General features: G+C 69.3%; 19 protein-coding genes. 6 read left to right on the plus strand and 13 right to left on the minus strand.

All coding sequences use genetic code 11. From position 1 onward, the window contains the following. Positions 1-945, minus strand: coding sequence for an ABC transporter permease (locus tag ROP_RS23330; RefSeq protein WP_015888469.1), 945 nt, complete (start codon positions 943-945; stop codon positions 1-3). After that, positions 942-1877: an ABC transporter permease gene (locus ROP_RS23335; protein WP_015888470.1), complete on the minus strand. Its 936-nt coding sequence runs from the start codon at positions 1875-1877 to the stop codon at positions 942-944. Before ROP_RS23335 ends, ROP_RS23330 begins: the two co-directional genes overlap by 4 nt. 385 nt (positions 1878-2262) lie before the next feature. On the opposite strand from ROP_RS23335, the gene ROP_RS23340 reads away from it, so the two are divergent. From ROP_RS23340 to ROP_RS23360, 5 genes are all read left to right on the plus strand, one after another. Then, complete coding sequence (locus ROP_RS23340) at positions 2263-3837, plus strand: ABC transporter substrate-binding protein (RefSeq protein ID WP_043826765.1); 1575 nt, start codon at positions 2263-2265, stop codon at positions 3835-3837. A 45-nt stretch (positions 3838-3882) separates the two neighbouring features. Continuing rightward, the gene (locus ROP_RS23345) at positions 3883-5112 is read left to right on the plus strand and encodes a sialidase family protein (RefSeq protein WP_015888472.1); all 1230 of its coding nucleotides are present in this window, start codon (positions 3883-3885) and stop codon (positions 5110-5112) included. Then, positions 5109-5798 (plus strand): SDR family NAD(P)-dependent oxidoreductase, encoded by a 690-nt coding sequence (locus ROP_RS23350; RefSeq protein ID WP_015888473.1) that lies wholly within the window; start codon positions 5109-5111, stop codon positions 5796-5798. Before ROP_RS23345 ends, ROP_RS23350 begins: the two co-directional genes overlap by 4 nt. Before the next feature lie 76 nt (positions 5799-5874). Further along, positions 5875-8100 (plus strand): 4-hydroxythreonine-4-phosphate dehydrogenase PdxA, encoded by a 2226-nt coding sequence (gene pdxA, locus ROP_RS23355; protein WP_015888474.1) that lies wholly within the window; start codon positions 5875-5877, stop codon positions 8098-8100. Positions 8101-8111: 11 nt separating this feature from the next. Then, positions 8112-8879: a DeoR/GlpR family DNA-binding transcription regulator gene (locus ROP_RS23360; protein WP_015888475.1), complete on the plus strand. Its 768-nt coding sequence runs from the start codon at positions 8112-8114 to the stop codon at positions 8877-8879. Between the two features lie 8 nt (positions 8880-8887). On the opposite strand, the gene ROP_RS23365 is transcribed toward ROP_RS23360, so the two are convergent. From ROP_RS23365 to ROP_RS23410, 10 genes are all read right to left on the minus strand, one after another. Beyond that, the gene (locus tag ROP_RS23365; protein ID WP_015888476.1) at positions 8888-9388 is read right to left on the minus strand and encodes a hypothetical protein; all 501 of its coding nucleotides are present in this window, start codon (positions 9386-9388) and stop codon (positions 8888-8890) included. Positions 9389-9424: 36 nt separating this feature from the next. Further along, complete coding sequence (locus tag ROP_RS23370; RefSeq protein ID WP_043826766.1) at positions 9425-10216, minus strand: DUF6390 family protein; 792 nt, start codon at positions 10214-10216, stop codon at positions 9425-9427. 24 nt (positions 10217-10240) lie between these two features. Next, complete coding sequence (gene hypD / locus ROP_RS23375; protein WP_015888478.1) at positions 10241-11368, minus strand: hydrogenase formation protein HypD; 1128 nt, start codon at positions 11366-11368, stop codon at positions 10241-10243. A 25-nt stretch (positions 11369-11393) separates the two neighbouring features. Next, on the minus strand, positions 11394-11666 hold the full coding sequence (locus ROP_RS23380) for a HypC/HybG/HupF family hydrogenase formation chaperone (RefSeq protein ID WP_015888479.1): 273 nt from the start codon (positions 11664-11666) through the stop codon (positions 11394-11396). A 25-nt stretch (positions 11667-11691) separates the two neighbouring features. Beyond that, positions 11692-12792: a hydrogenase expression/formation protein HypE gene (gene hypE / locus ROP_RS23385; RefSeq protein WP_015888480.1), complete on the minus strand. Its 1101-nt coding sequence runs from the start codon at positions 12790-12792 to the stop codon at positions 11692-11694. Then, positions 12789-13505, minus strand: coding sequence for a D-sedoheptulose-7-phosphate isomerase (locus tag ROP_RS23390; RefSeq protein ID WP_015888481.1), 717 nt, complete (start codon positions 13503-13505; stop codon positions 12789-12791). The genes hypE and ROP_RS23390 overlap by 4 nt, the downstream gene beginning before the upstream one ends. Further along, complete coding sequence (locus ROP_RS23395; RefSeq protein ID WP_015888482.1) at positions 13502-14251, minus strand: HypC/HybG/HupF family hydrogenase formation chaperone; 750 nt, start codon at positions 14249-14251, stop codon at positions 13502-13504. The genes ROP_RS23390 and ROP_RS23395 overlap by 4 nt, the downstream gene beginning before the upstream one ends. Before the next feature lie 44 nt (positions 14252-14295). Beyond that, the gene (hypF, locus tag ROP_RS23400; RefSeq protein ID WP_015888483.1) at positions 14296-16602 is read right to left on the minus strand and encodes a carbamoyltransferase HypF; all 2307 of its coding nucleotides are present in this window, start codon (positions 16600-16602) and stop codon (positions 14296-14298) included. A gap of 146 nt (positions 16603-16748) precedes the next feature. After that, positions 16749-17318: an ATP-dependent Clp protease proteolytic subunit gene (locus ROP_RS23405; protein ID WP_015888484.1), complete on the minus strand. Its 570-nt coding sequence runs from the start codon at positions 17316-17318 to the stop codon at positions 16749-16751. 80 nt (positions 17319-17398) lie between these two features. Then, positions 17399-17668, minus strand: a complete 270-nt coding sequence (locus ROP_RS23410; protein WP_015888485.1) for a helix-turn-helix domain-containing protein — start codon at positions 17666-17668, stop codon at positions 17399-17401. Positions 17669-17709: 41 nt separating this feature from the next. On the opposite strand from ROP_RS23410, the gene lhgO reads away from it, so the two are divergent. Beyond that, positions 17710-18915: an L-2-hydroxyglutarate oxidase gene (lhgO, locus tag ROP_RS23415; RefSeq protein ID WP_015888486.1), complete on the plus strand. Its 1206-nt coding sequence runs from the start codon at positions 17710-17712 to the stop codon at positions 18913-18915. A gap of 93 nt (positions 18916-19008) precedes the next feature. On the opposite strand, the gene ROP_RS23420 is transcribed toward lhgO, so the two are convergent. Further along, complete coding sequence (locus tag ROP_RS23420) at positions 19009-20406, minus strand: cytochrome P450 (protein WP_015888487.1); 1398 nt, start codon at positions 20404-20406, stop codon at positions 19009-19011. Between the last annotated feature and the right edge of the window lie 39 nt (positions 20407-20445).

The following is a 20445-nucleotide window of genomic DNA, read 5'->3' on the forward strand; positions in this document are numbered from 1 at the left end:
TCAGGCACGTCCCGTCCGCGTCCGAAGTTTGTGCAGCACACCCGGTTGCAGTCGCACCGACTTCGGCCGGTCGCGGAGCCCGTCGCCGAGCAGGTTCACCCCGATCACGAGGAGCACGATGACGAGACCGGGCAGGGTGACGAGCCACCACGAGGTGGTGATGTAGTCCTGGCCGTCGGAGATGATCCGGCCCCAGGTGGCGAACGGACGTTGCGGCCCGGCGCCGAGGTAGCTCAGCGCGCTCTCGAGAAGAACGGCCTGGGCGAGCAGCAGCAGCACGACGAGCGAGGCCTGCTTGATGACGTTGGGAACGACGTGGCGCAACAGGATGGCCGTGCGGCCGAGCCCGAGCACCCGGGACGCCGCCACATACGGTTTCTCGCGTTCGACGAGGACGAGTGAGCGGGTCAGCCGGGCGATCTCCGGCCACTGGGCAATCGCGATGACGAACGTGATGACGGGGATCGACGGGCCGAACAGCGCCACGACGAGCAGCAGCATCATGAGGAGCGGCAGCGACAGCTGGGCCTCGAGCAGCCTGCTCACGACCGTGTCGGTCCAGCCGCCGAGATAGCCGGCGAGCGCACCGAAACACAGCCCGATCAGCCCGGACACGACGACCGCGAGGATGCCGATCGTCAGCGACACCTGTCCGCCGTAGAGGACTCGGGAGAGGAGGTCGCGGCCGAGTTGGTCGGTGCCGAAGAGGTGACCGTCCGTCAGCGGCGGAAGGCGGCGCTGGGAGAGGTCGGTGGCGTCCGGCGACGGAAGCGGAAGGACTTGCGCCAGTGCGACGGGCGCGATGACGGCGAGGGCGCAGATACTGCCCACCCAGATCTTCACGCGACTGTCGCGGGCCCGGCGGGTGGCGCCGGCCCGGGCGATGTCCCGGGCGGTGACGGCACTCGGCCGCGCCTGTGCCGGGGGATCGATGACGGTGGTCATTTGTTCGTTCCCTTTCCGAGTCGGACGCGCGGGTCGAGCAGCGGATAGCAGAGGTCGACGACGAGCTGGACGAGGACGGCGAGCACCGCGGTCACCAGAACGGTGGCCTGGATGAGGGGGTAGTCCCTCGTCTCGAGCGCCCGCACCACCAGCGATCCGACGCCCGGCCACGCGAAGACGACCTCGACCACGACGACACCGTTGAGCATCGACGCGAACCGGGTGCCGAGTGCGGTCAGCACCGGGATCGCCGAGTTCCGCAGGGCGTACCGCCAGATGAGTTGACGTTCGGAGACGCCCCGCGAGCGGGCCACGGTCATGTACGGGGAGGAGAACGCGCCGACCATCTCGCGGCGCACCATGCGGGAGATGAGGGCGATCTGCAGCACGGCCACGGTCACGGTCGGCAGCACCAGGCTCGACCACGTCGTGAAGCCGGCGGCGGGAAAGATCGGGATCAGGACCGCGAACACGGTGATGAGCATGAGGCCGGTCCAGAAGTCGGGCATGGACTGACCGGCGATCGTGACGACGTTGGCACCGAGTTCGCGCCTCGTGTCGGCGCGCCGTGCCATCCACACACCCAGCGGAATGGCGACCAGCGTGGTGAGCAGGATCGCCGAGACGGCGAGGGTGATCGTGTAGGGGAGGCGGGCGAGGACGACGTCGAAGGCGGGCGCCTGGAACGAGTACGACGTGCCGAGATCGAGGTGGAGCAGGCCGCGCAGATACAGCAGGTACTGGGTGAACACGGATTGGTCGAGGCCCATGTCCGCCCGGATGCGGGCGAGATCCTCGGTGGTGGCCAGCGGCCCGGCCATCGAGTAGGCGGGGTCGCCGGGCGCCATCCGGATGAGGACGAACACGGTGGTCAGGGTCAGGAAGACGGCCAGCGCGCTCTGTCCGAGGCGTTTTGCGACGTAGCGGGGCATGGCCGCCGTCAGCATTCTCGGGGCACGGGAGGTCCGGCGGGGCGCCGAGCCCGGGGGCTGGGCTGCAAGAGCCGCGTCGGCGGTGTGCTGCGTCATTCGGTCACCGGCCGTTCGGTGTCTGCGTGAGGGGTCATCGTCGACCTTTCGATAACGCCGGCGATGGGAGGTGTCGACACCGCGGCGTGTCGGGTACAGCAGCTTTGTTTGTAACTCAGCTCACAATCGCACTAATGCGCGTTGTGCGCAAGTCTTGACCCCGTCTTGCGCATCTCAAGCAACTCTGAGTAGAGTTCGGATGTGCCGGCGATCACATCGCGGGGTGGGCAACCATCTCGCGCCGTACCGGATCGCCGCGCCCCACACCCTGAGTCCCGAGAGGTCGACGATGACCAATTCTCTTTTCGAACAGCGTTTTTCGAGGAGAACGCTGCTCCGGTCGGGTCTGCTCCTCGGTGCCGGCCTCACGCTCGGATCCGCCGCTGGATGCGCGACCCCGACCGGAACGCCCGGACCGAGGACCGTGAGCCTGGCCCTGAACCGATCGCTCGTGAGCCTCGACAACAAGCTGAACCAGTTCGACGCCGCCCTCACCGTGCAGCGCGGCGTGCGGCAGGCTCTCACCGAGATCGACCGGGACCTGCGGCCCCAGCTGGTCCTGGCCGATCGGTTCGAGCTCGTCTCACCCACCCAGTGGTACGTGCACCTGCGGCCCGGAATCCGCTATTCGGACGGCAGCCCGGTCCAGGTTCGCGACGTCGCGACCGCCCTGCAGATGTACAGCCAGGTCGACGGGTCCTTCGTCGGCGGGTTCTTCCCCGAGTGGCCCACGGTCGACCAGATCGACGACACCAGCTTCACGCTGAACACCGAGCGCCCCGTACCGGTGCTCGACTACCTCATGTCGAACATCCTGGTCACCCCGTCGGCCGCGAATGTTCCCGAAGAACTGCAGTCGGGCGTGGGGACCGGACCGTACGTCGTGACGGAAAGCGACCGCGGCACCGGAAACTACACCCTGGTGCGCAACGACAACTACTGGGGAACGCCGGCGCAGATCGAATCGGTGCGCGTCCGCTTCGTGCCCGACGAGTCGAACCGGGTGGTGACGTTGCGCAGCGGCGAGGTGGACGTCATCGACTCCATCACCCCGGACGCGGCCGATCAGCTCGCCGGACTGTCGGGCGTCTCGATCGACCGGATCGACGGCGTCCGGTTGAATCAGCTGTTCTTCAATTTCCGCAAACCGCAGGGGCATCCACTGGCCGACGCGCGGGTGCGCCGGGCGCTGACCTACGCCATCGACGGACACGCCCTCGCCGACCAGGTTCTCCAGGGCTCCGCCACCCCCTCGCGCGGAGTCATTCCCCTCACTCTCGACGGCGCCGTCGAGACCGGCGAGTACATCTACGACCCGGCCCGGGCCCGCGGCGAACTCGACGCCCTCGGCGTCCGCGACCTCGAACTGAAGATCATCTGGGAGACCGGCGAATTCGCCGCCGACACCGACATCATGGAATCGGTGCTGCAGATGCTGTCCGCGGTCGGCGTGCGCACCAGCCTGCAGCAGTTCGAACCCGGCGGCGACATCTCGCAGTGGCGTCAGGGCAAGGCCGGCGACTGGGACGTGCTGGGCAACGGCTTCCCCAGCCCGACGGGCCTGGCCCTCACCATCATGCAGGGCATGTACGCCGGCACCGCGGAGAAGGAAGCAACCCGGGACACGTACCACGGGTATATCTTTCCCGACATCACCCGAATCATCACCCAGGCCTCCGAGGAGGCCGACGCCGCCCGGCGAGCCGAACTCCTCGCCGACGCGCAACGACAGATCTGGGACACGTGCCCGTGCCTGTGGTCGTTCGTCCCGAAAGCCGTTCTCGCGCGGCGCAGCCGGATCGACGGCGTCGGGCTGCGCCCCACCAACTCCTACGACCTGAGCGCCGCAGCCCTACACGCCTGACCGCACCGACAGTTCGCCCGCCCACTCGACGCACTGGAGACGCAGATGACCACACCGAGTCCCGCAACCGACACCCGATCCGCCGACGGCGTCGTTCGTCCCGCCGCCGAGACCGGCCGCCGCGGCGCTCTGCTCCCCGCGCCGCAGGTGCAGAACCATGCGGCCAACCTCACGGTCCTGCCGGACGGATCCCTCGCCTGTGTGTGGTTCGCCGGCACCCAGGAGGGTGTGCCGGACATCAGTGTCTGGTTCTCCCGGCTCACCCCGGACGCGGACACCTGGTCGGAACCCGTGCAGTTGTCCCACGATTCGACGAGGTCGGAGCAGAATCCCGTTCTCCACGTGACGAACACGGGAACGGTGTGGCTGCTGTGGACGTCGCAGCACGCCGGCAACCAGGACACGGCGCGGGTCATGCGGCGCATCTCCGCCGACGGCGGCCGGACGTGGGGCGAGGCGCACACGCTGCTGCCGGAGACCGAGGCCGGGGGTGTGTTCGTGCGCCAGCCGGTGGCCGCACTCCCGTCCGGACGGCTACTACTCCCCGTGTTCCACTGCGTGCGGATCGAGGGCCGCAAGTGGGTGGGCGATCGCGACTACAGCAGCGTGATGATCTCCGACGACGACGGCGACTCCTGGCGGGAGGTGGTCGTGCCGGGCAGCGTCGGCTGCGTGCACATGAACATCGGCCGCCTCGCCGACGGCACGCTCGTGGCCCTGTACCGCAGCCGCTGGGCGGACTCGATCTACCGCAGCACGTCCACCGACGACGGCGACACCTGGACCGAGCCGGTGGCCACCGAACTTCCCAACAACAACTCGTCCGTCCAGTTCGTCGTCCTGCCCGACGACCGGCTCGCCCTGGTGTTCAACGAGTCCAGCGCTGCCGACGCCACCGCGCGGCGGACGTCCCTCTACGACGAAATCGACGACGACGGACTCGCCGACGAGGTGCCCGCCGCGCCGGATGGCGAACCGGAACCCCTCGACGACGGCGACAGTCGCAGTGCGTTCTGGGGTGCGCCCCGGGCGCCGATGACGCTGGCGATCTCCGAGGACGGCGGCCGCACGTGGCCGCTTCGAAGGGACCTCGAGACCGGCGACGGCTACTGCCTGTCCAACAACTCCCGCGACGGCCTGAACCGCGAATTCTCGTACCCCAGCATCACCACCGGGAACGACGGCCGCCTGCACGTGGCGTTCACCCGGTTCCGTCAGGCGATCGAATACGTCGAACTCGAGGCCGGCTGGATCGCCGACGGGAGCCGGTCGTGACGCCGGGCGGACCGAAGCGGGCGCTCGTCACCGGGGTCAGCTCCGGCATCGGCGCCGCCGCCGCGCGCCGACTCCTGGACGATGGATGGTCGGTCACCGGGTTCAGCCGCCGCGACCCCGGCGTCGAACACGACCGATTCGACTGGGTGGCCGTCGACCTCGGCGACCTCGACGCGGTGGCCGAGCAGGCGACGGCGGTCGGTGCGGTGGACGCCGTCGTCCATGCCGCCGGTCTGCAGTCTTCCGCACCCCTGGGGAAACTGCGAATGGAAGACGGCCTGGACATGTGGCGAATCCATGTCGCGGCCGCGGAGGTCCTCGTCAACACGCTCGCGCCGTCGATGCGTAACGGCGGCCGGGTGGTCCTGGTCGGGAGCCGCACGATGTCGGGAGTGGCGGGCAAGAGCCAGTACGCCGCCACCAAGTCGGCCCTCGTGGGGATGTCCCGGTCCTGGGCCGCGGAGTTGGTGGACCGGGCGATCACCGTCAACGTGGTCGCGCCGGGCCCGACGGACACCCCGATGCTGAACGATCCGGCACGCACCTCGACGCCGCCGAAGGTTCCGCCGCTCGGCCGCTTCATTGCGCCCGATGAGGTGGCGGGACTGATCGGCTTCCTCGTCGGACCCTACGGCGGAAGCATCACGGGTCAGGCGATCGTCCAGTGCGCGGGAGCTTCGCTGTGAACGTGCTGCGCGCAACGCGCAATGCTGTTAGCATCAAGTGCACGAAACGCGCATCTATTCGGGCAAAGGCGGCACGATGAGACCGAAATCGATCGGATCCGATCCGACCGTCGCGGTCCTCGCCGACGACCTGTCCGGCGCGGCCGAAGTGGCGAGTGCCTTCGTCGATCGAGGCGCGGTCTCGCTGCTTCTCGGCGCCGGCGAGGCCCACGAGCCGGGTGCGGTCGTCGTCGCGGATCTCGACACGCGGTCGATGAGCGCGGCGGAGGCCGCCCGGACGATCCGGAACGCGCTCGCCGGCCTTCCGTCCGGCACGCTCGTGGTGAAGAAGATCGACTCGCTCCTGCGCGGCAACATCGCCGCCGAGGTGGGCGTTCTCGCCGACGGCGGTCCGGTGGTGTTCGCGGCGGGCCTGCCCGCAGTCGACCGGACGGTGCGTGGCGGCGTCGTGCACCTCGGTTCGACGCCGCTCCACGCCGCCGGTGTCTGGTCGGCGGAATCCACGTCGCCCCCGGAGTCGATCGCCGCACTCTTCCCGGGCCGTCCCACCCGGAACGTGCCTCGCGGTGCCGGCGTCGCCGAGGCGCTCGCCCGCGCGGCGTCGGACGGCGCCCTCGCGATCTGCGACATCGAGACCGATGCCGACCTCGACGCGATCGTTCTGGCCTGCCGCACAATTCCCGGAGCGCGACTGGTCGGGACGTCCGCCCTCGCGGCGGCGGTGGCCCGGACGTTGCCCCGTCGCGGCGTTCCCGCCCCGGCGACCACCCTCCCGGAATCCGTGCTGACCGTCGTCGGGACCGCGGAACCCGTTGCCGTGCAACAGGTGGCAGCGCTCGTCGCCGACGGCACCCGGCACGTTGCCGTCGACGCCCGGAAGCTTCTGCTCGGCGCCGTCGACACCGCGCCCCTGCGCCGCGCGCTCGACACCGGTTCCGCCGTCGTGACGGTCACCGGCGACGTGGACCCGTCGAACGCCCGGAGTCTCTCGGCCGCCCTCGGCCGTCTCGTCGCCGCCCTGCAGAACGACCGCCGATCAGATCTCGTGCTCACCGGCGGGGAGACGGCACGCGCCGTCGTCGACGCCCTGGGCATCACGTCCCTTCGGCCGATCCACGAAGTCCACCACGGCGCCGTCGCCTCCGTGGCGTCCGACGGACGGCGGGTCGTCACCAGACCCGGCAGCTTCGGCGACACCACCAGCCTCTCCGCGATCGCGGCCTACCTGCGCGGCGATCAGCCGCCCACTCACACTCCCACACAGCGAGGACCACACATGAGCGCGTCAATCGATACCGCGAACCTGCCCGCCGTCGCCGTCACCATGGGCGACGGTGCCGGAATCGGCCCAGAGGTGATCGTCCCCGCACTGCTGGACGACGCCACCCGGTCCTGGTGCAACCCCGTCGTCATCGGCGACGCCAAGCGGTTGCGTCTCGCGGCGAACGTCCTCGGCATCGACGCCGACATCGTGACCGTCGCGTCGATCGCGGACGCTCAGTCGGTGCCCGGACGCGTCAACGTGATCGACCTCGACCTCCTGCCCGAGGACCTGCCGTGGGGCGAACTGTCGCCGGTCGCCGGTCACGCCGCGTACGAGTACATCCGCGTCGCGAGCGAACTGGCCGTGCGCGGAGAGGTCCAGGCCATCTGCACCGCGCCGCTCAACAAGGAAGCGCTGCACGCCGCAGGCCACATCTTCCCGGGGCACACCGAACTCCTCGCCCACCTCACCGGCACCGAGGAGGTGTCGATGATGCTGTCGACGCCGAAACTCAAGGTGATCCACGTGACCACCCACATCGGTCTGCTCGACGCCGTCGCCAGGATCGAACCCGGCTTGGTCGAGAGGACCATCCGGCGGGGACACGAGGCGCTGGTGCGCTCCGGGATCGCGAACCCGAAGATCGGGGTGTGCGGCATCAATCCGCACGCCGGAGAGCACGGACTGTTCGGCTACGGCGAGGAAGAGCAGAAGATCATTCCCGCGGTCGAGGTGCTGAAGGCGGACGGCATCGACGTCCACGGTCCGTTGCCCGCGGACACGGCCTTCTTCCTCGCGGGACGCGGCGACTACGACCTCATCGTCGCGATGTATCACGACCAGGGACACGGGCCGGTGAAGGTCCTCGGCATCGAGGCCGGTGTCAACATCACGGTGGGGCTGCCCGTCATCCGGACCTCGGTCGACCACGGCACCGCCTTCGACATCGCGGGCAAGGGTATTGCGGAGGCCGGTAGTATGGTCGAAGCTCTTCGTCAGGCTGCCGAATTGGCAACCAGCACAGCGGTTGTGAAGTAGGGAGACGAAACATGGCGGTTCGTGAGTCGGAAGCACGCCGGTCCGAGATCGTGCGACTGGCCCGGTCGATCGGACTGGCCAGCGTCGACGACCTGTCGGCACAGTTCGGTGTCACGGCCTCCACCATCCGGCGCGACCTGAGCCAGCTCACGTCCCAAGGGCTGATCGCCCGGACGTACGGCGGTGCGATCGCGCTCGACCCTCAGCAGGAGTCGTCACTCCGCCAGCGCGCCCTCGAGGGCTTCGACGCGAAGCGGTCGATCGCGGAATGGGCCGCGAACCAGGTGCGTCCGGGTGAGACGATCCTCCTCGACGCCGGCACCACCGTGGGCGCGATGGGGGAGTTCCTGCGTGAGATCGAGAACATCACCGTCATCGCGGCGGGTCTCACGGCCCTCGAATCGCTCGCCGACGCCGACTCCGTGCGCGTCGAATGCATCGGCGGAACCCTGCGCCACCTCAGCCAGGGGTTCGTCGGCCCGCTCGCCGAGGCGGCGCTCCAGCGCGTCACCTTCGACCGCGCGTTCCTCGGAGCGGACGCCGTCACCGCGGATCTGGGCATCTGCGAGGCCGAACTGGAACAGACCCGCCTCAAGGAGATCATGATCGAACGCGCCGACGAGGTGTACGTGCTCGCGCACGCGGCCAAACTCGGACGCCGCCCGTTCCACGCGTGGGCTCCCATCCCGCCGGGAACGACGATCGTCACCGACAACTCGGCCGACCACGAACAGACGGCACCGTTCGACGACGCCGGAATGCGGGTCGTGCGGGTCTGAGGGGGCGCCTACCGCTTGTCCTTCTTCGCCTGCCGGCGTGCGCCGGCGGCAATCGTGGAGGCCTCGTACTTCTTGCGGCCGGACGACTTCCGGGTTTCGTCGACACGCACCTTGCCGGGCGAGCCGACCTTGCCGTTGCTGTCGCCGAGTTCGCTGAACGACGGGGAATCGCTGCGGGCGCGGGCGAGCCGCTGGTCCTTCAAGTCGCGGGCGCTCGCGCGGGCCGCCGTGGCCAACCGGCGGCTCACCCGACTCAGTGCCGCCTCGAACACTTCCGCCTTCTCGGCGTTGCGCACGTTGGCCGCTTTCCCCGCCCCGCGCGCACCCTTGTCCTCGACCTTCGCGGCGCCTTCCTGGCGGTACAGCTTGACGTGCTTGTTGCGGGCGCGGCGAACGCTGGTGTGCAGCGTGATCAGCTTGTCCTCGTCGAGATCGGCCATCTGCGCTTTCTTGGTTTCACGAATCAGCACGAACTCGTCCTCGGACAGGGAGTTCAGAATCTTGTTCATGTCGGCTCCGATCCGGCCACAGGCCGTGAGTTGTAGTCATGGTAGCTGGGAAACATTCGCGCCGGTCCGTTTCGGCGAGGTCGGGGTCACCTCCCCGGCCAGCCGCTGATTAGTCTGTGCAAGTTGCCATTCCGTCTGGCCGCGCAGCCTGCCGACCCGGTCGGGGTCGAGGCGGTCGCACACGAAGTCCCAGTGCACCGCGACGTGATCGCCGACCGCGAGACCGGCGACGAAAGCCCCCTCGGGCACCCGGTAGTCGGCCAGGTCGTCCTGCTCGGGCCCGAGGGACAGCCGGGTGCCGTCCCACCGCAGTCGCGCGGACCGGACGACGGCACGATCGTGATCGAGGCCGACCACCTCACCCCAGCGGATGCGGCACGAGTCGAGAACCTGCAGCGGCTGCGGCAGTCCGGTGTGCAGCAGCCGCGACCACGGATACACCCCGAACACGTGGAAGTTGTGGGTGGGCGCCGCCTCCCCGAGCAGATCTGCGGTGAGGTGCTTCCAGTAGTGGCCGGCCTGCGACGCCAGGCGGGCGAGCAGTGCGGCGCCGAACTCGGCGCGGTCGATGCGGTCGGACAGCTCGTCCGCGGTCCAATAGGCTCGAACGACGCTCTCGTCCAAAGGGTCCGGGATTCCCGACAGCTGCGCGATCACCTCCTGGTAGGGCCACGCGCCGCTGAACTGCCTCGCCAAGGCCGCCACGTCGGTGTCCGGCGCCGCGCCGCACGCGACCGCCTGCAGTCGCTCCGAGCCGGGCGGACCGCAGTAGCCCAGGGCGTTCGGGGCGTGCGCGTACTGCGCGAACACGCGGTGCCCGGGCGGCATCCCGTGTTCGCGCGGCATCACCGATCAGCCTCGCTGGCCGAGCAATTGGGCCGTCTCGCGGTGCAGCCTGCCGAAGTTGTAGTACGCGGCGCACGCACCCTCCGGAGAGACCATGCACGTGCCGATCGGGGTCTCCGGTGTGCAGGCCGTCCCGAACACCTTGCACTCCCACGGTTTGATGACGCCCTTGAGGACCTCGCCGCACTGGCAGGCCTTCGGATCCGCGACTCGCACACCCGGCATCGAGAACTTCTCCTCGGCGTCGAATTCGTGGTAGTCGCGGTGGACCTTGAGCGCGCTGTGCGAGATGAAACCGAGCCCGCGCCACTCGAAGTGCGGTCGCAGTTCGAACGTCTCGGCCATCAGCTTCAGCGCCTGCACGTTGCCCTCCGCACGCACCACCCGCTTGTACTGGTTCTCGATCTCGCAGCGCCCCTCCCGGATCTGCTGGAGCAGCATGTGCACCGACGCGAGGATGTCGAGCGGCTCGAAACCCGCGACCACCATCGGTTTCCCGTACACCTCGTTCACGAACCGGTACGGGCGCAGCCCCACCACGGTGGACACGTGGCCCGGGCCCAGGAAACCCGACAACCGGAGGTCGGGGGACTCGAGGATCGCCTTGATCGGCGGAACGATCGTGACGTGGTTGCAGAACACGCTGAAATTCGTCACGCCCAGCGCCCGCGCGCGCACCAGGGTCACCGCGGTCGACGGCGCGGTGGTCTCGAAACCGACGGCGAAGAACACCACCTGGCGGTCGGGGTTGTCGAGCGCGACCTTGAGCGCGTCCAGCGGCGAATACACGAAGCGGACGTCCGCGCCGCGGGCCTTGGCCTCGATGAGATTGCCCTTGGATCCGGGCACCCGCATCATGTCGCCGAACGTCGTGAAGATGACGCCGGGCTGTTCGGCGAGCCACATGGCGTCGTCGACACGGCCCATCGGGATGACGCACACCGGACACCCGGGTCCGTGCACCAACTCCACGCTCTCCGGCAGCAGGTGCTCGATGCCGTGCCGGTAGATGGTGTGGGTGTGGCCGCCGCACACCTCCATGAACTTGAACTCGTCGCCGCGGGCCAGTTCGGTGATGGATTTGACCAGGGCGCGCGCCGCCGCCGGGTCCCGGAATTCGTCGACGAACTTCATCCCTGTTACCTCGTTCTTGCTGTAGTCACGCGATTTCGGACGAGTTGAACGCGTCGATCTCGTTCACGTAGTCGGCGCCCATCTTCTGCACCTGATCCAACGTCAGCTGCGCCTCGATCTCGTCGATCTTCGCCATCGCGAAACCGACGTGCACGAGCACCCAGTCACCGACGACGAGACCTTCTTCGGCGAGCAGTCGCACACTGATCGTTCTCTGGACGCCGTTCACGTCCACCTTCGCCAGATGCTGTTCGGGATCGACGATGTCGACCACCTGACCGGGTATCCCCAGACACATCGTGGTTCTCCTCTCGGGCTGTACTTCAGCAGATTCGGGGGAGCGGGTCGCCGACGAGCATGTCGACGATCCGGCTGCCGCCGAACGACGTTCGCAGTGCGACGATGCCCGGCGGCTCGGCCAGGATCTCGCCCACCACAGCGGCATCGGCTCCCCGCGGATGCGCCCGCAACGCCGCGACGGCCGCGTTCGCCTCCGCCGCCGCGACGACGGCGACGAACTTGCCCTCGTTCGCCACGTACAGCGGGTCGATGCCGAGCATGTCGCAGGCGCCCAGCACCTGAGGCTCGATGGGCAGGGAATGTTCGTCGATGATGACCGCGAGCTGGCAGGCGTGGGCCAGTTCGTTGCACACGGTGCCGACACCGCCGCGGGTGGCGTCCCGCATCCACCGCGTCGACGGGGCCGCCTCCAGCAACGCCTCCACCAGCGAATTCACCGGAGCCGTGTCGGATGCGATGTCGGCCTCGATCGCCAGGTCGCCGCGGGCGAGCATGACGGCCATCCCGTGTGCGCCGATGGTCCCCGACAGCAGAACCTTGTCACCCGCATGCACGAGGTCGGGGGACAGCCGTCTGCCCTCCGGGATGACACCGACACCGGCGGTGGAGATGTAGACGCCGTCGGCGGCGCCCTTGCCGACCACCTTGGTGTCGCCGGTGACGATCTGGACCCCGGACAGGACCGCGGCCTCGCTCATGTCGGCGACGATCTCCCGCAGTTCGGCGATCGGGAAACCCTCCTCGATGACGAACGCCGCCGACAACCACCGCGGACGGGCGCCGGACACGGCCAGATCGTTGACCGTCCCGTGCACCGCGAGGTGTCCGATGGAACCGCCGGGAAAGCGCAGAGGCTGAACCACATACGAGTCGGTGGAGAACGCGAGCCGCTCACCCGACGGCATGCTCAGCGCGGCCGCGTCACCGAGTTGCTCGAGCTCGTCGTTGCGGAACGCCTCCACGAACACCGCGTCCACCAGCGCAGCCGACGACTTTCCGCCCGCACCGTGGGCGAGTGTCACCACCTCGTCCAGCAGCCGGGGACGGCGTTGCCGGAACTTGTCGATCCGCTCGAGGACGCGGTCTTCCCGTTCCGCCGACGTGGCCGGTTCCGTCGTGCTCATGAAGCCTCCACAGAATTAGGAGCGACCCGCTCGGCAGAATGGGGCGCGACCCGCGCCATGTGTTCCTGGGCGACCGACCACAGCCGGTACCCGAGCATCGCGTGGCTCTCCTGGATCCGGTGGATGCTCTGCGAGTGGACGGTGTAGCAGAAATCGAGTTCGCCGCTCTCGGCCATCGCCAGCATCCGGCCGCCCTCGTGCCCGGCGAATCCGATGGTCAGCAGCCCACGGCTCTTCGCCTCGGTGAGCGCGGTCATCAGATCGTCCGAATTGCCGGACGTCGACAGCGCGATGGCGACGTCCCGGTCCCGCGCGTGGGCGATGATCTGCCGCTTGAAGATCAGGTCGAAGCCGACGTCGTTGCCCAGGGCCGTCACCACGGCCTGATCGGCGGCGAGCGACCACGCGGCGACCGGACGTCCGCGGGCGGGGCGGCTGAACAGTGTCGCGAGGGTTGCGGCGTCGGTGGAACTGCCGCCGTTGCCGAACGTGTAGAGGCGGCCGCCCCGGCGGAACCGGTCGGCCATCTCGGTGCCGGCCGCGACGAGGCCGTCCCCGTATTCGTCGAGGGACTCCTTCTGCAGGCGCGCGCTCTCGGCGGCCTTCCCCCGGGCGGAGGAGGCGAGATCGTCGAGCAGGCTCTGCGCGTCGGTCTCCTCCGAGTCGATGAACGGGTACAGGAAGCTGGTGCTCTCCGAGTCGTGGGTGGTCATCGGTTCGCCTCCGCACCCGTGTCGTCGAGTCGGGTGATCGCCGCACCCGCGTGGACCAGGACGAGGTCGTTGGGCCGGACGTCGCCGAGGACGCTGACGTCCACCCACTCCTCGCCCGCGGCCGTGCGGACCAGGGCCGGACCGAGGGGTTCGGCGGGCTCGATCACCACCTCGCCCAGGCGGCCCTCGTCGCTGCACGTGACGCAGACCGTCTCGTCGCACTCCTCGGTGTCGGGCTTCAGCAGCCCCGAGTGTTCGAAGCAGACGTGGGTGAGTTCCCACAACAGGTGGTACATGAGCACGAACCGACCGGTGGCCGGAACCATCGGGTCGTCGGAGTCGACCCACAGAATGTGGTTCGCCGCGCCCGCCGGAGGTCGGGGGCCCGCCCCGATCCACAGCGTCATCGCGCCCCACGCCGGTGCGCGGCGCATCGCGTCGACCACGGCGGGCTCGTTCGCCGACGCCACCGCCAGCAGAATGTCGCCGGGTCTGCTCGCCACCCGGGCCTGGGCCACCGGATCGGGTTCGACGAGCGCCACCGAGGGTAACGCCCGTTTGCCCATGATCACGGGATGGACGAATTCGACGGCGACGTGATGGGCGTGCGGCTCCCATTGCGGGGAGATCACCCAGAGCGTCGCGCCGTCATGGAATCTGCGGGCCAGGGACAACGCTGCCGCGGCGATATCCGCAGACAGATCCGTGTCGACGAGGTGCCCGCCCGCCTCTGCGGTGGTGGTCATTCACTAGCTCCCGTCCCGGGCCGGCCGGTCGGGGGCTGCCGACGTCACGGTCCGCGCATGGTTGCCGCGGCACCGATCACCGCCTGGCCGAGGGAGAGTCCTCCGTCGTTGGGAGGCACCCGGTGGTGGGTGAGGACTCGATAACCGCTGCTCTCCCAGTGTGCTCTCACCTGCGCGAGGAATAAACGGTTTTGGAAGACTCCTCCGGTCAGCCCGATCGTGGTCGCGCCGGTGGCGGTGGCGGCCCGGTCGACGAGCGCCGCGGTCGCGGCCGCGAGGGCATGGTGGAAGCCCAGAGCGAGCGCCGCCGGTGCGATCCCGTCGCGAAGTCCGGCAACCAGTCCGGACACCAGGGCAGGCAGTCGGAGCTGGTCGTTCTCCACCTTCATGGTCAGGGCGGCGGGGTGCGGGGCGGTCCGGGAGAGCGCCTCGAGTTCGATGGCGGCCTGCGCCTCGTAGGTGATCCGGTGCCGGACTCCGAGCAGGGACGCGACACCGTCGAACAGGCGGCCGGCGCTCGTCGTCCTGATGCAGCCGACACCCGAGACGAGTTGCGAGTCCACCGCCGCACGTTCCGCGGCCGGGACCGCCGCCACACAGGGCAGTCCGTCGACATCGGTGATCCCGCACTCGTGGAGGAGAGCCAGCGCCACCCGCACCGGATTGCGGACGGCGGCGTCACCACCCGGCAGCGAGAACGGCTGGATGTGTCCCACCCGCCTCGAATCGAGGATGTCGGGGCCGACGAGCAGCAGTTCGCCGCCCCATACGGTGGTGTCGCAGCCGTACCCGGTCCCGTCGAAGGCGACGCCGAGCACCGTCGTCCCGACCAGCCCGTGTTCGGCCATCAACGACGCGACGTGCGCGTGGTGATGCTGCACGGTGAGCAGGGGGACGCCCGTTCGGTCGCTGTACCGCCGGGCCCAGTGATGCGTCGAATAGCCGGGGTGCCGGTCGGCGACCACGGCCTCCGGTGCGATGCCGTGCAGATGCGTCAGCTGCCGCACCGACGTCTCGAAGGCGCGCTGACTCTCCAGGCTGCCCATGTCTCCGAGGTGCGCCGAGCAGAACGCGTAGTCCTGCCGGGTCAGGCAGAAGGTGTTCTTGATCTCCGCGCCGACCGCGAGGATCTCCGGGCCGTGCGCGGGAAGCACCACCGGCAGGGGCGCGAATCCGCGGGAGCGCCGGATCGGGAGCACCGCCCCGTCCGCCACCGCCAGCACGGAATCCTCGCAGGGCACCGCGATGCGGCGATCGTGCATCAGGAAGAGGTCGGCGATGTCAGGCAGCCGGGTGCGGGCGTCGTCGTTGTCGAAGCACAGGGGTTCACCGCTGAGATTGCCGGACGTCATGACCAGCACCCGGGGCGGATCGATGTCGCTGCCGGGTGTCCGGGTGAAGAGCAGGTGATGCAGCGGGGTGTAGGGGAGCATCACGCCGAGGTCGTCGATCCCGGGCGCGATGCCGTCGGCGACCGGCGCGGTATTCCTCTTGCGCAGCAACAGGATCGGCCTGGCCGGATGTCGTAGGAGGGCGCTCTCGGATTCGGAGATGTCGCACAGTTCGGCGGCGGCGGGTAGGTCCGCCGTCATCACCGCGAACGGCTTGTCCGGGCGGTGCTTGCGCGCCCGCAGAGTCGCCACGGCATCCGCGTCGGCGGCATCGCACACGAGGTGGAACCCGCCGAGGCCCTTCACCGCCACGATCCGGCCGTCCCGCAGCGCCTGCTGCACCGCGGTGAGGACGGCGTCGTCGCCGTCGATCCGGCGTCCGTCGAGCTCGGCGAACAGGCGCGGGCCGCAGTCGGGGCAGCACACCGGCTGGGCGTGGAACCGGCGGTCGGCGGGGTCGCGGTACTCCGCCAGGCACGCGTCGCACAGTGGGAAGTCGGCCATCGTGGTGTTGGGCCGGTCGTAGGGCAGGTCGGTGATCACCGTGAACCGCGGCCCGCAGTTGGTGCAGTTGACGAACGGGTGGCGATACCGGCGGTCGTGCGGATCGGCCAGTTCCCGCAGGCAATCGGCGCACGTCGCGACGTCCGGCGACACCAGCGTCCGTGCGCCGGGGACGTGGCGGCTGTCGATGATCCGGAACGACTCGTCCCCGCGCACCGGAACGGGCTGGGCCTTCGCGTCGACGATCACCGCCATCGGTGGTGCGTCCGTGCGGAGCCTGCGCACGAACTCCGACACCGCGGCCGGTTTGCCCTCGATCTCGATGAACACGCTGACGTCGTCGTTGCCGCAGTGGCCGTACAGCCCCAGGTCCCCGGCGAGTCGCGCGACGAACGGGCGGAAACCGACGCCCTGCACCACCCCGTGAACCGTGACGCGCGATCGTTCGACCGTCATCCTCGGATGATTCCCCCGCCGAGGTGCGGGGCGCAAGAGTCCTCCGATCGCCGTTCAACCGCGCGGACGCACCCTTTCTCGGTTCGCGCACGCGAAATTGCGCCCGAATTCGTGTGCGTGAGCCGACAAGGAGTGCGTCTGCCGGATCACGCTCCGTCGACGGAGCGGGCGCCGGTGATCGTGTCGATCAGCCCGTAGTCGCGGGCCTCGTCCGCGGTGAGGATCCGGTGCTCGCGCATGTCGCCGATCACCGTGTCGAGGGGCCGCCCGCAGGAGTCGGCGATCCGCTGCTGCAGTCTCCGCAACTGCTGCTCGTGCTGTTCCGCGGCGATGGCGACGTCCGACGCCGGACCGGTGCAGGACGTCCGCGGTTCGCGCAGGTGGAACGTGGCGTGCGCGGCCGCCGTCCGCCGGTCGGCAGGCGCGAGGAGGGCGACCGCCACTCCCCGGACGTCGCCGCGGCAGTGGACGTGCAGCGGGACCCCCATCAGGTCCAGTGTGTCGAGGAGCGTGGCGGCCGCGTCGACGTCGGCGTCGACGCCGTGCAGCCACACCTGGACCTCGTCGTCGCCGGACGCGTCGAACAGCGCCAGCGATGCCGCCGCGCGGTTGGTGGCCTCGGCGTCGAGCCGGCCGGTGAGCGAGACGATCCGTTTGTCGAACAGGCGCTCGGCGAGCCAGTCGGGACTTCCGGTGCCGACGGACGCGACGGGCATCGGAGGCGCCGGCTGCCGGGGGTCCGGCTGCCAGGGCGTGTGGAACGGCGGGACCGACGGTGGGGTGGGTGGTGGCCAGATCATGATGACTCCCGGTGCGGTGCGATCGTCCAGTCGACCGTCCTGCCCACGGCCTCGGCATACCGTTCGAGCGTCGACAGGCGGGGATCGACGTCGCCGCGTTCGAGCCGCGCCACGGCCGACTGCGACGTGCCCATGAGGGCGGCGATCTCCGTCTGCGTCAGACCGCCCTCGCGGCGGGTGGTGACGAGCTCGTCCAGCAGCGCCCGACGCCGATCGGACAGGTGCCCCAGTCCGGGAAAAGACGTGCGTCGAGGCGTGGTCGACATACCATCGATGGTATCTCGAAAACGGTATATGGAGGGTGCTCATGGCGAAGGTTCGTGCGGCCGTCATCGGCGGCGGCATCATCGGTCTGGCGGTCGCCCGGGAACTTCTGCACCGGATGGACGCCGTCGAGGTGACGCTGTTCGAGAAGGAAACCCGGGTCGCCGCCCACCAGACCGGCCACAACAGCGGCGTCGTCCACGCCGGCCTGTACTACCCGCCGGGCAGCCTCAAGGCGCGCCTGTGCCGCCGCGGCGTCACCCTCCTGCAGCAGTACGCGCAGGACAAGAACGTGGCCTACGAGGAGTGCGGCAAAGTGGTGGTCGCCCACGATCAGTCGGAGGTGGGGCGGATGGAAGCCATTTTCGACCGAGCGGTGGCCAACGGGGTCCCCGGTATCCGCAAGATCGCGAGGGCGGAAATCCCCGAGATCGAACCGCACGCACGCGGAGTCGCCGCCCTGCACTCGCCGCACACCGCGATCATCGACTACGTGGCGGTCGCCGAGGCCCTCGCCGCGGACATCGCCGCCGCGGGCGGACGGGTGCTGCTCGGCCGAGAGGTCGTGGGCCTGTACAGCCGGGCGTCGGAAACAGTGGTCACCACCGGGGACGGCAGTGAGGCCTTCGGCCTGGTGGTCACGTGCGCCGGGCTGCAGTCCGACCGAGTCGCGCTGCTGTCGGGGGAACCGCGGACACCCCGGGTGGTGCCCTTCTTCGGCGACTACTTCCTGCTCGCGCCGGAACGGTCTTCGCTCGTGAAGGGGCTGATCTACCCGGTGCCGGATCCGCGGTACCCGTTCCTCGGTGTCCACCTCACCAAGCGCATCGACGGACGGATCATGCTCGGCCCGAACGCCTTTCTCTCCCTCGGGCGGGAGGCGTACGACCGCCGCGGGTGGTCGGCGTCGGACGTGGTGTCGGCGGTCGGGTTCCCCGGATTCTGGCGCTTCGCGGCGCGCAACACCGCGGCGGCCGCCCGCGAGGCCCGCACCGTCCTCAGCACCGGCCAGTTCGTGAAGGAGGCGCAGAAGTACGTGCCGGACGTGCGCCGCTCCGACGTCACCCGCGGGCCCCGCGGCATCCGCGCGCAGGCGATGAACGCCGACGGCAGCCTCGAGGACGACTTCGTCATCACCGGCACCGACCGCGTCATCCACGTCCGGAACGCGCCGTCGCCGGGTGCGACGTCGTCCCTCGCCATCGCCGAACACGTCGTGACGGAGGCACTCGCGCGCGCCTCGGCCTGACGGGCGTCGCCCAATGTCACACCGGTGCAGTCGAAGTAGACCGATGTGACATTGGGCGACCGGCGCGGGGGAGCGACGACGGCGGATGTGTCCTCAGCGCCGGCGGATCCGCAGGGTGAATCCCTCGGGCATGAGAGTGAGCCGTTCGGCGACCTTCAGCCGGTAGCCGGGGTCTCCCACGATGTCGTACCGGCGCAGGATCGTGCCGAGAACGAGCACCGCCTCGTGGAGGGCGAACTGCCTTCCGATGCAGGCGCGTTCGCCGGTCCCGAACGGTTTGTAGACGTGCGCGGGCCGGGACCGGTTGCGCTCGGGAAGGAAGTGGTCGGGGTCGAATTCCTCGGGATTTTCACCCCACACGGGGTCGCGGTGCAGGGCGGGGATGAGGACGAGGACCCAGTCGCCGACCTTCATCGGGTACTTGCCCACGAGGGTCGTGTCGACGGTGGCCTCCCGGCCGTAGGCGGGCGCCGTCGGCCACAGCCGCAACGATTCGTCGAGCACCCGCCGCACGTAGCGGAGCTTGGCGATCTGCTCGAACGCCGGCTCGTCGTCGCCCCAGACCGCATCGACCTCCGCCTGCGCCTTGGCCAGGACGTCGGGGTGCCGCGACAGGTAGTAGAGGGCGAACGACAGTGCGCCCGAGGTGGTCTCGTGCCCGGCAACCAGGAACGTCACCACCTGGTGGCGGATGTTCAACTCGTCGATCCGGTTGGGATCGTTCTCCCGCGCCGCCCGCAGCATGAGTTCGAGCAGGTCCTCGGGGCCGGCCTCGGCGCTGTCACGGCGGGCGCGGATCACCTCGTCGACCACCTCGGCCATGTGCTCCAGGTTGGCGACATTGCGACGATCCGACCGCCGCGCCAGCAACCGTCCGAGCGCCGTGGACTTCACGAACGTCGTGCGCTGCGAATGGCTCAGCGCCCCGACCATCGCCTGCACGAACGGGTGCGGACGCTCCCGGGTGAACGAGTCGAAGGAGTAGCTGAACCCGGTGCGGCCGATGGTCTCGAGCGTCAGCTTCGTCATGTCGGAGGACACGTCGACGGGGGTGCCGTCCACCCGCTGGTCCCAGTGCTGCGTGAGTTCGCCGGCGACGTCCAGCATCGTCCGGTGATACGACCGCATGGCGGATTTCGTGAACGCCGGGGCGAGGAGGTTGTGCGCTTTGCTCCAGTTCGGCTCGTGGTTGTAGGCGGTGAACAACCCGTCGCCGCCCACCTCGCGAAGCGACGCGACGCCCGGCGCCAGGTGCTTCGCGAATCGGGTTTCGTCGGAGAGTTCGGCCACCATGTCGGCACCGGACGCGAACACGAACTTGTTGCCGAGGATGTTGCGCTCGAAGATCGGCCCGAGTTGCCTGCCGATCTCCATCGAATTCTGCACGGGAGTGCGGATGCTGATCCCGAACACGTCCCCGAAGACGGGAAGCCGCCATCGAGGATGCGGGATGATCGCGTCCGCCGTGGTGTGCAGTGATTCGACGCTCATTGTCGACCCCCGTGTCGATGTGGCCCGCGTTACTGAATT

Source organism: Rhodococcus opacus B4 (assembly GCF_000010805.1).
GTDB classification, from domain to species: domain Bacteria; phylum Actinomycetota; class Actinomycetes; order Mycobacteriales; family Mycobacteriaceae; genus Rhodococcus_F; species Rhodococcus_F opacus_C.